This window comes from Gammaproteobacteria bacterium (assembly GCA_032250735.1).
Taxonomy (GTDB): Bacteria; Pseudomonadota; Gammaproteobacteria; order SZUA-152; family SZUA-152; genus SZUA-152.
Genome location: JAVVEP010000028.1, coordinates 1 through 13,433 on the forward strand (window position 1 = coordinate 1; position 13,433 = coordinate 13,433).

The 13,433-nt window shown below is 60.7% G+C and carries 11 protein-coding genes; 5 read left to right on the forward strand and 6 right to left on the reverse strand.

What is annotated here, in order from left to right; all coding sequences use genetic code 11:
• Positions 1–41: 41 nt before the first annotated feature.
• Positions 42–1,091, reverse strand: coding sequence for a tRNA glutamyl-Q(34) synthetase GluQRS (gluQRS, locus tag RRB22_13200; protein ID MDT8385360.1), 1,050 nt, complete (start codon positions 1,089–1,091; stop codon positions 42–44).
• A gap of 139 nt (positions 1,092–1,230) precedes the next feature.
• Here gluQRS and RRB22_13205 point away from each other — a divergent pair, with 139 nt between their 5' ends.
• Entirely contained in the window at positions 1,231–1,545 is a 315-nt protein-coding gene (locus RRB22_13205) for a DUF3579 domain-containing protein (GenBank protein ID MDT8385361.1), read from the forward strand.
• A 133-nt stretch (positions 1,546–1,678) separates the two neighbouring features.
• Here RRB22_13205 and dksA read toward each other — a convergent pair whose 3' ends face one another.
• Complete coding sequence (dksA, locus tag RRB22_13210) at positions 1,679–2,098, reverse strand: RNA polymerase-binding protein DksA (GenBank protein ID MDT8385362.1); 420 nt, start codon at positions 2,096–2,098, stop codon at positions 1,679–1,681.
• Between the two features lie 485 nt (positions 2,099–2,583).
• Here dksA and RRB22_13215 point away from each other — a divergent pair, with 485 nt between their 5' ends.
• A complete protein-coding gene (locus RRB22_13215) occupies positions 2,584–3,357 on the forward strand; it encodes an HAD family hydrolase (protein MDT8385363.1) in 774 nt (257 codons plus the stop codon).
• Positions 3,358–3,403: 46 nt separating this feature from the next.
• Positions 3,404–4,600 carry a pyridoxal phosphate-dependent aminotransferase gene (locus RRB22_13220; GenBank protein MDT8385364.1) on the forward strand — a complete coding sequence of 399 codons (1,197 nt, stop codon included), beginning with the start codon at positions 3,404–3,406 and terminating at the stop codon, positions 4,598–4,600.
• 226 nt (positions 4,601–4,826) lie between these two features.
• Here RRB22_13220 and cysZ read toward each other — a convergent pair whose 3' ends face one another.
• The 4 genes from cysZ to queF form a co-directional block, all read right to left on the reverse strand.
• Positions 4,827–5,561, reverse strand: coding sequence for a sulfate transporter CysZ (cysZ, locus tag RRB22_13225; GenBank protein MDT8385365.1), 735 nt, complete (start codon positions 5,559–5,561; stop codon positions 4,827–4,829).
• The gene (locus RRB22_13230) at positions 5,558–6,883 is read right to left on the reverse strand and encodes an FGGY-family carbohydrate kinase (GenBank protein MDT8385366.1); all 1,326 of its coding nucleotides are present in this window, start codon (positions 6,881–6,883) and stop codon (positions 5,558–5,560) included. Before RRB22_13230 ends, cysZ begins: the two co-directional genes overlap by 4 nt.
• 220 nt (positions 6,884–7,103) lie before the next feature.
• On the reverse strand, positions 7,104–7,487 hold the full coding sequence (locus tag RRB22_13235; protein ID MDT8385367.1) for an endonuclease domain-containing protein: 384 nt from the start codon (positions 7,485–7,487) through the stop codon (positions 7,104–7,106).
• A 17-nt stretch (positions 7,488–7,504) separates the two neighbouring features.
• Complete coding sequence (queF, locus tag RRB22_13240; protein MDT8385368.1) at positions 7,505–7,894, reverse strand: preQ(1) synthase; 390 nt, start codon at positions 7,892–7,894, stop codon at positions 7,505–7,507.
• Positions 7,895–8,146: 252 nt separating this feature from the next.
• Here queF and smc point away from each other — a divergent pair, with 252 nt between their 5' ends.
• Positions 8,147–11,668 carry a chromosome segregation protein SMC gene (gene smc / locus RRB22_13245; protein MDT8385369.1) on the forward strand — a complete coding sequence of 1,174 codons (3,522 nt, stop codon included), beginning with the start codon at positions 8,147–8,149 and terminating at the stop codon, positions 11,666–11,668.
• Positions 11,669–11,951: 283 nt separating this feature from the next.
• A complete protein-coding gene (locus RRB22_13250; GenBank protein ID MDT8385370.1) occupies positions 11,952–13,361 on the forward strand; it encodes a cell division protein ZipA C-terminal FtsZ-binding domain-containing protein in 1,410 nt (469 codons plus the stop codon).
• Positions 13,362–13,433: the final 72 nt, after the last annotated feature.

Consider the following 13,433-nt stretch of genomic DNA (forward strand, 5'->3'; position numbering starts at 1 on the left):
CCTTGCAGCGAAACACCACAGGAACGCTGAACCCGTAAATATTACCTTGAAGGAGCACTAGTTCCGGTTACTGGAGGTGCATCATCGTGCTGCGTGGGGATCGCCGTCCGTTTCGGTACCTGCTGGAGGTCCCAGTGTGAGATCGCCCAGCGGAGGATCTCTGCCGGGGCCGCATCGGCCAGCCCGGGCGGCGGTTGCTGACCCAGGAATGCCAGCGCCCTGCACAGGGTGGGGCCAGGCTGGCGGATATCAATGGCGGCGGCAAAGGTTTGCTTGCTGAGTTTCTGCCCCTGCCTATTGGTGGCGACGGGCAGATGACAATAGGCCGGATGGGGCAGTCCCAGCCGTGTCTGCAGGTAACGCTGCGGTGGCGTGGAGGACAGCAGGTCCGTGCCGCGAACAATTTCGCTGATCTGCTGTTCCGCATCATCGACCACCACGGCCAGGTGATAGGCGAACAGGCCGTCGGCCCGTCGGACGACAAAATCACCCACTCCGGTTTGCAGGGGCGTCTGTTGCGGGCCTTGCAGGGCATCGGTGAAGCTGTCGGTAAGGGGTGGTACCCGCAACCGAATGGCGCGTGCTGTGGTGCCGGGCGGTAAGCCGTGACGACAGGTGCCGGGATAGATCATCGGCAGGGGGGCGTGTTCGTCAGCGGGATCGTCTGTGGTGTGGTCGGTAGACGGGTTTCGCTGGGCCGTGCTGATAGCGCTGCGGGTGCAGCCACAGGGAAAACTGTCGCCCTGTTGTTGCAGTTGCAGCAGGGCGGCCCGGTAGGCATCGCTGCGTGCACTCTGGTAGAGCACCGTGCCATCCCATTGCAGATTGTAGGCCTCCAGCGCGCGCAGGATCGCATCGGCGGCACCGGCCTGCTCGCGTGGGGGGTCGATATCCTCCATCCGCACCCACCATTCCCCGCCCTGACTGCGGGCCTGCAGATAGCTGCCGAGGGCGGTAATCAACGAGCCGAAATGCAGGGGGCCGGTGGGCGAGGGCGCGAAACGTCCACGATAGGGCCGGGCCGGCCTTTTTGCGGAAGGCGCGGAAGGCGCGGATAGGGTGAAGGCGGATGGAACTTCATGCTCGCTCATGACGTTTATTGTACCAGTCCTATATTGTTTGCGAGCCCGGTCACTATTTTTACTCGGTGGGCCTAATAAAAAAATGGCCATGGACGATGTACAGGAGAGTGAGATATTTCAGGCGTAAGGAAACTGTGAGGAAACGAAGGTGAGTTGGTTAATTGAAGGTATAACGAATGACGGTCGGACCTTTCGACCCAGTGACTGGATCGATCGTGTATCCGGTGCAGTGGCAAGTTTTGGTCTGGATCATCGGCTGCGTTACGGCCCGGTGCGACCCTGTTTCATCGCTGGCAAACGCTGTCTGCTGATGGATAAATCGCTGCAAAACGAGAATCCGGTCGCCTTTGAGTTTGTGCAGAGTTTTGTGCGCCTCAACGGTCTGCGTATGAGCGATTTCGAGGCGGCCAATAAACCGGCAGACCCGGATGGCCATGGATCCGTGTTGGGGGCCGTTGCCTAAGGATTTGATTTAGAGAGTGACCGGTTGCCGGCGGGATGCGGCAATGAGCGGTAGCAGCAGGAATCTGTAGGAGTTTCAGGAAAGCCACCCATCCGCGAGGATGGGTGGCTTTTTCTATGGGGCGTGTCCCGGGTTATTTCCCGTATTGCTTTTCGCGGATCTCGTTGAGGGTTTTGCAATCGATGCACTGGGTCGCCGTGGGGCGTGCCTCCAGCCGACGAATGCCGATTTCTACCCCGCAATGCGAGCAGTAACCGTAATCTTCTTCGAGGTCATCAAGGGATTCGTCGATCTTTTTGATCAGCTTGCGCTCCCGGTCGCGGGTGCGCAATTCCATGGCGAATTCGGATTCCTGGCTGGCGCGGTCATTCGGGTCAGGGAAGTTGGCCGCCTCATCCTGCATGTGGTGAACGGTCTCATCGACATTGGTCATCAACTGTCTTTTCCAGCCCTCAAGAATCATGCGGAAGTGCGCGATCTGATTCGGATTCATGTATTCCTCACCCTTCTTCTCCTTGTAAGGGGTGAAGTTGGTGAAGTTGCTGTCGTCCAGGACGGGTGTGCTGACAGCGGGCGCGGCCTTTTTGGGCGCGGGCTTGGCGACGGTTTTTGCGGCGGGTTTTTTCACTGCGGCCTTTTTGGCCACCGCCTTGGTGGCGACGGTCTTTTTGGCCACGGCCTTCTTGGCCACGGCCTTTTTGGCGGTGGCGTCTTTGTTGACAGAACTCGTGGTTCCCTTTTTCTTAACAGCCTTTTTGACGGCCATGGAACTGCTCCTATCTTCCTGACGCATGACGCCGGGTACAAAATTAAGGGCGCATCTTATAGCAAAGATGGCATTTTTGCGCAAATTTATTCGCCCCGCCGACTCGCCTGGTCACTGGCGGCATCGAGGGGAAGGGCGTGTGGGGCCTTGGTGCCGGGATCTTATGTGACGTTATTCGGCGCGCTATTGCGTAGTGGGGTAAGATATGCGGCCATTTGCGGCCAGATCAAGCGGCCAGACGTAATAATACTGACTGGGGAATCGATAAATAGATGAATGAGTTAAAAGCCCTTTTGTTTGACGTGGACGGCACCCTCGCCGACACCGAGCGCGATGGCCATCGGGTCGCCTTTAACCGGGCCTTTGCGGATGCCGGCCTGGATTGGGACTGGTCGCCGGAATTATACGGCCAGCTGCTGGCGGTGACCGGTGGCAAGGAACGTATCCGTTACTACCTCGATACCTTCAATCGCGACTTTGCCCGCCCTGCTGACCTGGATGATTTTATTCGCGGCCTGCACGCGGCCAAGACCGAGCACTACACCCGCATGCTGGCGGAGGGCGCCATTCCGCTGCGCAGCGGCGTGCGCCGTCTGCTGGAGGAGGCGCGGGCCGCCGGCATGCGTCTGGCCATCACCACCACTACCACCCCGGCCAATGTGGAGGCCTTGCTGGTCCATGCGCTGGCCGCGGATGCCATGAGCTGGTTCGAGGTGATTGCCGCCGGGGACATCGTGCCGGCAAAGAAACCGGCCCCGGATATCTATCTCTACGCCCTGCAGGCGATGGGCCTGGACCCGGCGGACGCCATCGCCTTCGAGGACTCGCACAACGGCATACGCTCGACGCGGGGCGCAAACCTGGCCACCATTATTACCGTCAACGGCTATACCACCGGGGACGACTTTGACGGCGCCGCCATCGTGCTGGACCAGATGGGCGAGCCGAATGCACCCTTCACCGTACTACAGGGCGATGCGGGCGATGCCAGCTATCTGGATATGGCCCTGGTGCGCCGGCTGCACGCGGCCCAGTTTAACGACTAAGGACTGAGGACTGAGGACTGAGGACTGTGAGTTTAGGGCTATATTGATGCAAAAATCTCAATCCCAACGAATGCCACGCATCGCCGATCGCATGGCCGGCATCGAGCCCTTCCACGTCATGGATCTGCTCGCCAGGGCCCGTGCGCTGGAGGCCCAGGGGCGGGATATCGTGCACATGGAGATCGGCGAGCCGGATTTTGAGACCCCGGCGCCGATCCGTGCCGCAGCCAGGCAGGCGGCGGACGCCGGCCATACCCACTATACGCCCGCCATCGGCCTGCCCGCCCTGCGCGAGGCGATCAGCGCCTATTACCAGAACGACTACGGCGTATCGGTCGCACCGGAACGCATCATCATTACGCCCGGTGCCTCAGGCGCCCTGCTGCTGACCACGGGGGTGTTGATCAACCCTGGCGATCAGGTGCTGATGGCCGACCCCGGCTATCCCTGCAATCGGCATTTCGTGCGCCTGATGGGGGGTGAGGCGGTGGGGATTGCGGTGGGCGCGGCCAGCGCCTACCAACTCACTGCCGCGCTGCTGGACGCGCACTGGACGGATAAGACCGTTGCCGCCCTGCTGGCCTCTCCCTCCAACCCCACCGGCACCCTGGTGCCCACCGCCGCCCTGCGCGAGATGGCGGAGGCCGTCTCCGCCCGCGGCGGGCGGCTGATTGTCGACGAGATCTATCACGGCCTCACCTATGGCCATCCGGCCGGCAGCGTCGAGACGGCGCTGGGCCTGTCCGATGAGCTGTTCGTGGTCAACAGTTTCTCCAAGCAGTTCTGCATGACCGGCTGGCGGCTGGGCTGGCTGGTGGCCCCCCCGGCCTATGTGCGCGAGCTGGACAAGCTGGCGCAAAACCTGTTCCTCGCCCCGGCCACCCTCTCGCAGTACGCCGCCCTGGCCGCCTTTACGCCGCAGTCCCGCGAGATACTGGCGGGCTATCGCGAGGCCCTCCAGGCGCGGCGGGACTTCCTGTTGCCCGCGTTGCGTGGACTGGGTTTCGAGATCCCCGTCGAGCCCGCCGGTGCCCTGTATCTGTACGCCGACTGTTCCCGCTTCACCACCGACAGTTATGTCTTTGCGCTGGAGCTGCTGGAGCAGGCCGGAGTCGCCATCACTCCCGGCAAGGACTTTGGCTCGAACCGGCCGGAGCGGCATGTCCGCTTTGCCTACACCACGGGGATGGATCGTCTGCAGGAGGGCGTCGAGCGGCTGGCGCGTTATCTTCAGGCCCGATAATTTGTCGCGCCCGGGTTGAACTTTCCGCCGAAGCCTGCGTCTGAGAAAAGGACTGGTGATGCTGCCTCGGACTACCGACAGCGCACAGCAAGGGTTTCATGATATCTGTATTGCCCGGTGTCTGCCGCACGGTCTCGTGCAAAGACTCCTCCCCCCTAGTGTGGTGGGCGCCGGTGTGTTACAGGGGCATGGAACCCTTTTTTTTGCCCCCGATTTGCCCCGTGTTTCAGATGCCTTTCTTCCAGCGCTCCACCCACATCGCCGTGGCGCCGGCCACCGCCGCCGGCATCACCACAAAGTTGACCACCGGAATCAGCGTCGCGATGCTCACCGTGGCACCAAAACCCAGCGACATCAGGCGTTTTTCCCCCAGCCGGCGCTTCTGTTCGTCCGCCCGCAGGCCGTGATTGCCCATGGGGTAATCGGCGTATTCCACCGCCAGCATCCAGGCGCTGAAGGCCAGCCACAGGAAGGGGGCCGCGAGATTGAGCACGGGGATCAGGAACAGCAGCAAAAACGGGATCGACCAGGCGAGCAGATAGAGCAGTTTGCGCAGCTCGTCGATGATGGTGGGCACCAGCTCCGTGAGCAGCTTCTTCCAGCCGCCATCGGCCGGCGGCGACTCGCCGGTGAGGTGTCGCTCCACCGCCTCGGCCAGCAGGCTGTTGAAGGGGCTGGCAATCAGGTTGGCCAGCAGCGAAAACACATAAAACAGGATCAGCAGGGCCGCCAGGCCAAACAGCGCCCACAGCACCCATTCCAGCCACTGTAGCCACTCCGGCAAGACGGGCAGCAGCCATTGCAGCAGGGCCTCAAACTGGCTGCTGCCAAACCAGATCAGCCCGGCAAACAGCAGGAGATTGATCAACAGCGGGATCACCACATAGCGTCGCAGCCCCGGCTGCACGATGAGTCGCAGGCCCTGAAAAAAATAGCCGATGCCGGAAAAGGGATTGCTCATGGTGAAGGGCTCCTGGAGGGCTGAGAACCTGCAGCCAGCAGGGCGGCCCCAAAGGCCGCCTCGGTGTGTGCGGCGTCCTGCATCGGGGTCTGTAAATACTGATGACGGATCTGTGTCCAGGCCGCGTTGCCGGCACCACCGCCGGTGGTGCGCACGGAGACCGGGTACGGCGCCCCCAGCTCGGCGAGCAGGCGATAGGCGCGGGCCTCGATGGCCGCGATGCCCTCTAACAGACCCTGCAAGAATAGCCGCTCATCGTCGGGGCGGGGGCTGAGGCGCGGCGCGAGCCGGGCATCGTTAATGGGAAAGCGCTCGCCGATGGCGGGCAGGGGATAATAGTCCAGCCCACTGTGGTATCGGCCCTGCGGGTCGGGGACGATCTGGGCGCTCAGGGCCTGCAGTTGTGTATCACTGAAATACTGCCGCAAGACCGCGCCGCCACTGTTGGAGGCCCCGCCCACCAGCCAGCGTTGCCGGCCGTCCACCATCAGCGGCTGGCTGTAGACGCCGTAGTCCGCGGCGAAGATCGGCTGCTCGGCGATGACTTTGACCACCAGGGTGGAGCCCAGCGCGGTCACGGCCTCGCCCACCGCATGGGCCCCGGTGGCCATAAATGAGGCAGTGCTGTCGGTGGTGCCGGCCACGATGCGGGTGTCCCCGGCCAGCCCAAAACGCTGTGCAAGCTCGTGGCGGATCGGGCCGATGGGCGTGCCGGGGGCGATGACCGTCGGCAGCAGCTGTGGTGGCAGCTCGAGCGCGGCCAGCCACGTCGGCCAGCCCGGTTGCCCGGCATCGAAGCCCAGCTTGAGCGCGTTGTTGTAATCGCTGATGCCGAACCGGCCGCACAGCCGGCCGGCAATCCAGTCGGCCTGATGCAGCAGGTGGTCGGCGGCGGCGGTCTGGCCGTGGTCTTTGAGCCACAGCAGTTTGGCCAGGGCGCAGCTGGCGCCCTGGGCGGCGGTGTTGTCGGGCGCGACCCGGGCGATGGCCGCCGCCTGGCCGCTGGCGCGGGCATCGTTATACATCAGAGCGGGGCCGAGCGGGGTGCCGTTGCGATCGGTTAGCAGCACCGTGGCCGAGGTGCCGTCCACGGCGATGGCCGTCACTTGATCAGCGTTGATGTTTGCGGTGAGTGAATCGAGACAGTCGCAAACAGCGACCCACCATAGCTCAGGGTCCTGTTCGACGTGTGTACCACTGCGATTCGGCGCAGACAGATCCACGGCGGCCTCGGCGTGGAGGTTGTGATGCTCATCAATGGCAACGGCCCGGACGCCGGAGGTGCCTAGATCGATGCCGATGAATAGGGGGGAATGGTTCATTTTTCTTTCCCCTCACCCCAGCCCTCTCCCCCAGGGGGGCGAGGGGGTAAAAGACGACTGTGTTTTGAGATGTAGGAATGTATCACTACTGGCTTCGTCATTCCCTCTTCCCCAGGGGGCGAGGGGGTAAAAGACGACTGTGTTTTGAGATGTAGGAATATATCACTACTGTCTTCGTCATCCCCTCTCCCCTTTGGGGAGAGGGTTAGGGTGAGGGGTTTCATTCATCCCCTTTGGGGAGAGGGTTAGGGTGAGGGGTTTCATTCAATGCACAGAAAATCACCTCGAGCACAGTTTCAGTTTCTGTCAGCACTTCATTATTCCAAAACCGCAGCACCCGAAATCCCTGAGCTTCTAAAAAGGTAGTCCGTTTTTCGTCTTGCGTTTGTCGTTCGGCATGTTGCCCACCGTCTGCCTCAACGATGAGCTTCTTCTCCAAACAAACGAAATCGACAATATAGGGTGGAATGGGGTGTTGGCGACGAAATTTGGCATTGAGGATTTGCCGATTACGAAGTCGTTGCCAAAGCGTTTGTTCAGCTTCCGTGGCCTGTTGGCGGAGGTCTTTGGCGAAGTCGTTTATTTGTCCGTGATTCACCGCCATGATTGTAATACCGCTTTTTAAGGCAGCTCGACCCGCTCGGGTGGCTGCCAGCCGGCGGCGCGATGCTCGACGATCACCGAGGTGTAGATGCCGCCGCGTACATTGAATTCGCCGCTCAGGCGCATGAAGCGGGGCGCACAGGCGGCGACCATGTCGCCGAGTATCCGGTTGGTGACGGCCTCGTGAAAGGCGCCCTCATCACGAAAGGACCACATGTACATCTTCAACGATTTCAGTTCGATGCAGGCCCTGTCTGCGATGTATTCGAGGTGAAAGGTGGCGAAATCCGGCTGCCCGGTCTTGGGACACAGGCAGGTGAATTCGGGGATATCGATGCGGATGGTGTAGTCACGCTCGGGATTCGGGTTATCGAAGGTTTCGAGCGTTTTGGACGGTTTGCTGGACATGATGGACTCGCTGGCTGTGGGACGGACGGAGTGTACATAAAGGATGCAGGTTGGTGCATCCACGTTAAAGGTATGAAAAATCAGCCGCGTACGATACCCGAATTTGACAATATTCTCACCGTTGGGACGTCATTTTGTGGGCTTTGCTGCAAGAAAGTGCCTGTCAATATTGTGCCATTGGCGGCGCTCCGGTATCTTGCTTGCCTGACAATTTATCTGCCCCTCCAGCACAAAATTTGAGCACAGCTATCCATGCGTCTAAGCAAGATCAAAATCGCCGGTTTTAAATCCTTCGTCGATCCCACCACCATCCCCATGCCGTCCAACCTGATCGGCGTGGTGGGCCCCAACGGTTGTGGTAAATCCAACGTGATCGACGCGGTGCGCTGGGTGATGGGCGAGTCTTCCGCCAAACATCTGCGCGGCGATTCCATGACCGACGTCATCTTTAATGGCTCGACGGCGCGCAAGCCGGTGGGGCAGGCGACGGTGGAGCTGCTGTTCGACAATTCGGACGGCACCGTCGGCGGCGAATTCGCCCAGTACAACGAGATCTCGGTGCGCCGCATGGTGTCCCGCGACGGGCAGTCGCAATATTTCCTGAACGGCACGCGCTGTCGTCGCCGCGATGTCACCGACATCTTCCTCGGCACCGGCCTGGGGCCACGCAGCTATTCCATTATCGAACAGGGCATGATCTCGCGGCTGATAGAGGCGCGGCCGGAAGACCTGCGGGTGTTTCTGGAAGAGGCCGCCGGCATCTCCAAATACAAGGAGCGTCGCAAGGAGACCGAGACCCGGATTCGGCACACCCGCGAAAACATGGAGCGCCTGACGGACCTGCGTGACGAGCTGGGCAAGCAGCTGGATCGCCTGCAACGCCAGTCAAAGACGGCGGAGAAATACAAGGAGCTCAAGGATGAGGAACGCCTGCTCAAGGGCCAGCTGACGGCCCTGCGCTGGCGGGGGCTGGATGTGCAGGCCACCGCGCGTGAAACCCAGATCCGCGAGCAGGAGATCAACTTCGAGGCCATGGTCGCCCGCCAGCGGGCCATTGAGGCGGAACTGGAAAAACTGCGCGACGGACACGTGGAGGCCACCGAGATCTTTAACGAGGTGCAGGGCCGCTTCTACAGCGTGGGCGGCGACATCGCCCGTCTTGAGCAGTCCATCCAGCACTCCAATGAACGCCGCGCCGAGCAGCAGCGGGAGTTGCAGACCGCCGAACGCAGCTGGATCGAATCCGAGACCCATCTGGCCTCGGATCGCCGCAAGATCGAGGAGCTGACCCAGGCGCTGGAGGAGCTCCAGCCCCGGCTGGAAGAGAGCGCCGCCCGACAGGAGGCCTCGCAGGCGGCCCTGGCCGAGGCCGAGCAGGCGATGCAGGAGTGGCAGACGAACTGGGACGATTTCAATCAGCGCTCGGCGGAGCCCGCGCGCAGCGCCGATGTGGAACGCACCCGTATCCAGAATATGGAACAGCAGTTCATCCAGCACGAGACCCGCATCAAGCGTTTGCGGGAAGAGCAGCAGAATCAGTCGACGGCCGATCTCGAACGCGAGATCGCCGAGCGACAGGCCAGGGAGGAAGAGAGCCGTCTGCAGGCCAGCGCCTTGCAGGAACGCCTGCAGGGCCATCTGCACACCATTCAGGCGACCCGCGATAACACCCACCAGCTCAGTGCCCAGCTCGATGAGCAACGCGGCCAGTTGCAGTCCATGAAGGGGCGTTTCGCCTCCCTGGAGGCCCTGCAACAGGCGGCGCTGGGGAAGACCAAGGGTGAGGTGGCGCAGTGGCTGTCGGACAACCGACTCAACGAGGCGCAACGACTGGCGCAGGGCCTGAAGGTGGCGGCCGGCTGGGAGCGTGCCGTGGAGTGCGTGCTGGGTTTCCACCTGGAATCCGTCTGTGTCGACGGCATGGATGCGGCGGCCACCAGCCTGGCCGGTCTGGAAAAGGGCGCGGTCGCCCTGTTCGACATGGCGGCCACCGCCAATGACCAGCTGCTGCCGGCGACGGGCGACCTGGCCACCGCACTGAGTGCGCACGTCGAGTCCCCCTGGTCACTGGATGCCCTGCTGGCCGGTGTGTACGCCGTCGAAGACACCGCTGCGGCGCTGGCGCTGCGGAGCCATCTGGCGGCGCATGAATCCGTCATCACCACCGATGGCGTGTGGCTCGGCGCAAACTGGTTGCGCCTGGCGCGGGATGCCGACGACAAGGCCGGGGTATTGCAACGCGAGCAGGAGCTGAAAGAGCTGGCGCATGCCATCGACAGCCTCGGTGGCGAGGTGGAAGAGGCCGAGGCGCAGCTGGGCGAGGCCCGCGAGCAGCTCAAACGGCTCGAAGAGGAACGCGAGACCGTGCAGCGTGAACTGCATCAGGCCAGCCGCGCCCAGGCCGAGGTGCAGGCGCAGTTGAGCGGACGCCAGGCGCGCCTGGATCAGCTGCGCAACCGCAGCCAGAATATCGAACAGGAGATTGCCGAGCTGGACGGCCACACCCGGCAAAATCAGGATGACATCCGCATCGCCCGCGAGCGCCTCAGCGAGGCCCTGGCGCTGATGGAGGACCTGTCGCAACAGCGTGAGATGCTGAGCCAGCAACGCGACGAACACCGTGCCCGCCTCGACGAGGTGCGCAACATGGCGCGCAGCGACCGCGACCTGTCCCACGAGGTCACCCTCAAGACCCGCACCATGAGCACCGAGCTGAGCTCAACCCGGCAGAGCCTGGCGCGCATGGAACAGCAGCTCACCCAGGTCGGCGCACGCCGTGAGAGCCTGCAGCAGGCGCTGGCCGAGAGCGAGGCCCCCATCGCGGCGATGAAGGAGGAGCTGGAGCAGCTGCTGGAGGCCCACATGCAGGTGGAGGAGGAGCTGACGGAGGCGCGCCGCAAGGTGGAAGAGGTCGAGCACGGCATGCGCAGCCATGAGCAGGAGCGGCAGACGGTAGAGCGGTCAACCCAGGAGATTCGCGGCGGCCTGGAACAGACCCGCATGGCCTGGCAGGAACTCAAGGTACGCCGCCAGACCCTGGTGGAACAGCTCAACGAAACGCGCTATAGCCTGGAAGAGCTGTTCGAATCCCTGCCGGAGACGGCGGAGGAGGAGAGCTGGATCGAACAGGTGGAACGCATGGCGACGCGCATTCAACGCCTGGGCCCGATCAACCTCGCGGCCATCGAGGAATACAAGAGCGAGGCCGAGCGCAAGGAATACCTGGATGCGCAGCACAAGGATCTGGAAGAGGCGCTGGAGACCCTGGAAAATGCCATTCGCAAGATCGACCGGGAGACCCGCACCCGTTTCAAGGAGACCTACGAGAAGGTCAATTCCGGTTTCAAGGAGCTGTTCCCGCGCCTGTTCGGCGGCGGCCACGCCTATCTGGAACTGACCGGCGACGACCTGCTGGATACCGGGGTCACCGTCATGGCCCGCCCGCCGGGCAAACGCAACAGCACCATCCACCTGCTCTCCGGTGGTGAGAAGGCGCTGACCGCGGTGGCCCTGGTGTTCTCCATCTTCCACCTCAATCCATCACCCTTTTGTATGCTCGATGAGGTGGACGCGCCGCTGGATGACGCCAACGTCGGCCGCTTCTGCGCGATGGTGAAGGAGATGTCGGAGAAGGTGCAGTTCGTGGTGATCACCCATAACAAGATCACCATGGAAATGGCCAGCCAGCTCAATGGCGTCACCATGCATGAACCGGGCGTCTCACGCCTGGTGTCGGTGGACGTGGACGAGGCAGCGCTGATGGTGGCGAGTTAAGCGATACCGCCTTAACAAAAACTTCCAGGCTTTTCTTTCAGGCTTTAATAGTTCAACCATACAGTTCAACTATTAGTTCTACTATTAGTGAAATGAAGAGTGCAATAAATAGTGCAATAAATAGTGTAATGAAAACCGGGCGATGGTCGCGTCACCATTCCCGGTTTTTTTTTGGCCTGGATTCCGTCATAGTGTGCCATCATAAATTTGATCGGATCAGTGGCGGGTTAATGGAAGCGAGTTCATTTTTTATTCTGCTGGTTATTTTCTAGGGGGCTGACGTATGGAAGATCTGCGTTGGATATTGCTATTGGTCGGAGGCCTGGTGGTCGCCGCCGTCTATTTTTCCAGCCGGTTTGAACGCGAAGATTGGGTGCGGGAACGCGAGGAACAGGATACCCGCCAGCGTCCACAAGACCGGTCCCAAAACCATTCACAAAAACATATTCAGCAACGTCCCCAGAACCGCCCACAAGACCGTCCACAACAAAAGGCGCCGCAGCAGGATCAGGTTAAGGCAAGGGTAGCCAGTGAGGCCCCGCGCCCGGGTGCATCAAGTCCCAGAAAAGAACCGCAGATGAGCAGCCTGGATGTTGTGGCAGAAAACAGCAGCGAGCCTGCTGTATCGACAGCAGGGATGATCGTAGAACAAGACCCCGCAACGCCCCTGGATTCTGCTGTGGGCTCAACGGTTGATGCTGCTGTCGATTCAACGGTCAATTCAACTGTCAATACAGCTGTCAATGCAACTGTCAATACAGGAAGGGATTCAACTGTCAATGCAGGAAAGGATTCAATTCCTGATACAACTCCTGATTCAACTCTTGATACAGAGACAGGCTTGCGCAAAACGGAAGCGGTGACTGATCAGCAGTCGTCATCCGATTTATCCGAAGCGGAAGCAACGCCTGAGCCAAACGAAACGGGACAGCCGGAAGTAGTAACAGCAGCTGCGGTGTCGGAAATTCCATTGGATGCAGCTTTGCCGGAAGAAAGCGTCACGACGCGGGAAAAAACCAGGCCGGCAGCGCAAAACAGCAATGACGATGTGCATGTCGAAGATAGGCTGTTGGCTTCGGCGATCGACGCGGGCATTGAAGACGAAATCACCGGCGTGGATATTCCGCTTGAACTGATGACGGCCGAGGCGGAGATTCAGATTGAAAATCATCGGCGCGAGACGCCGGAACCAACCACACAGAAAACCGCGCCAAGCGTGAATATCGAACCGTTGGTGTTGGTGATCACGGTAATGGCTGAGGATGAAAACTTTTCAGGTCCGGCAGTGCGCGAGGCCCTGGAAGCAGAAGGCCTGGAATACGGCGAAATGCGTATTTTTCATTATTTTGATCGCGACGCGGGCAATGCCAGCAACAATGAAAAACCGGAAAATATTTATCCCGTATTCAGTGTGGCCAGTCTGGTAGAGCCGGGTTACTTTGTGCTCGAAAAACTACAGGAAATGGAAATGCCCGGCCTGACCCTGTTTTGCCAGTTGCCCGGATCGTTACCCGGCGAGAAAGCATTCGAAATCATGCTCGACAAAGGCCGAGGCCTGGCGGTGCGGTTACATGGTCAAATGTGTGACGACAAACATAACCGCTTCACCACCCAGGCCAAAACCCACTATCAGGATAGAATCGCGACATACTCGCGGAAGTTGGCCCTAGCCAGGAAAAAATCCGGTGTTTGATTGTAGTGGTTATTTGCTTAGTGATAATTAAGGGCAGGGTTATACTGAAAAGCGGTCTTTTACAACCTAACG

What these genes read in the sequence shown, in the direction of transcription:
- RRB22_13230 (MDT8385366.1), bottom strand. Translation starts at nt 6,883, where the DNA reads ATGAACCATTCCCCCCTATTCATCGGCATCGATCTAGGCACCTCCGGC.
- smc (MDT8385369.1), top strand. Translation starts at nt 8,147, where the DNA reads ATGCGTCTAAGCAAGATCAAAATCGCCGGTTTTAAATCCTTCGTCGAT.
- RRB22_13250 (MDT8385370.1), top strand. Translation starts at nt 11,952, where the DNA reads ATGGAAGATCTGCGTTGGATATTGCTATTGGTCGGAGGCCTGGTGGTC.
- RRB22_13215 (MDT8385363.1), top strand. Translation starts at nt 2,584, where the DNA reads ATGAATGAGTTAAAAGCCCTTTTGTTTGACGTGGACGGCACCCTCGCC.
- cysZ (MDT8385365.1), bottom strand. Translation starts at nt 5,561, where the DNA reads ATGAGCAATCCCTTTTCCGGCATCGGCTATTTTTTTCAGGGCCTGCGA.
- queF (MDT8385368.1), bottom strand. Translation starts at nt 7,894, where the DNA reads ATGTCCAGCAAACCGTCCAAAACGCTCGAAACCTTCGATAACCCGAAT.
- RRB22_13220 (MDT8385364.1), top strand. Translation starts at nt 3,404, where the DNA reads ATGCAAAAATCTCAATCCCAACGAATGCCACGCATCGCCGATCGCATG.
- gluQRS (MDT8385360.1), bottom strand. Translation starts at nt 1,091, where the DNA reads ATGAGCGAGCATGAAGTTCCATCCGCCTTCACCCTATCCGCGCCTTCC.
- RRB22_13235 (MDT8385367.1), bottom strand. Translation starts at nt 7,487, where the DNA reads ATGGCGGTGAATCACGGACAAATAAACGACTTCGCCAAAGACCTCCGC.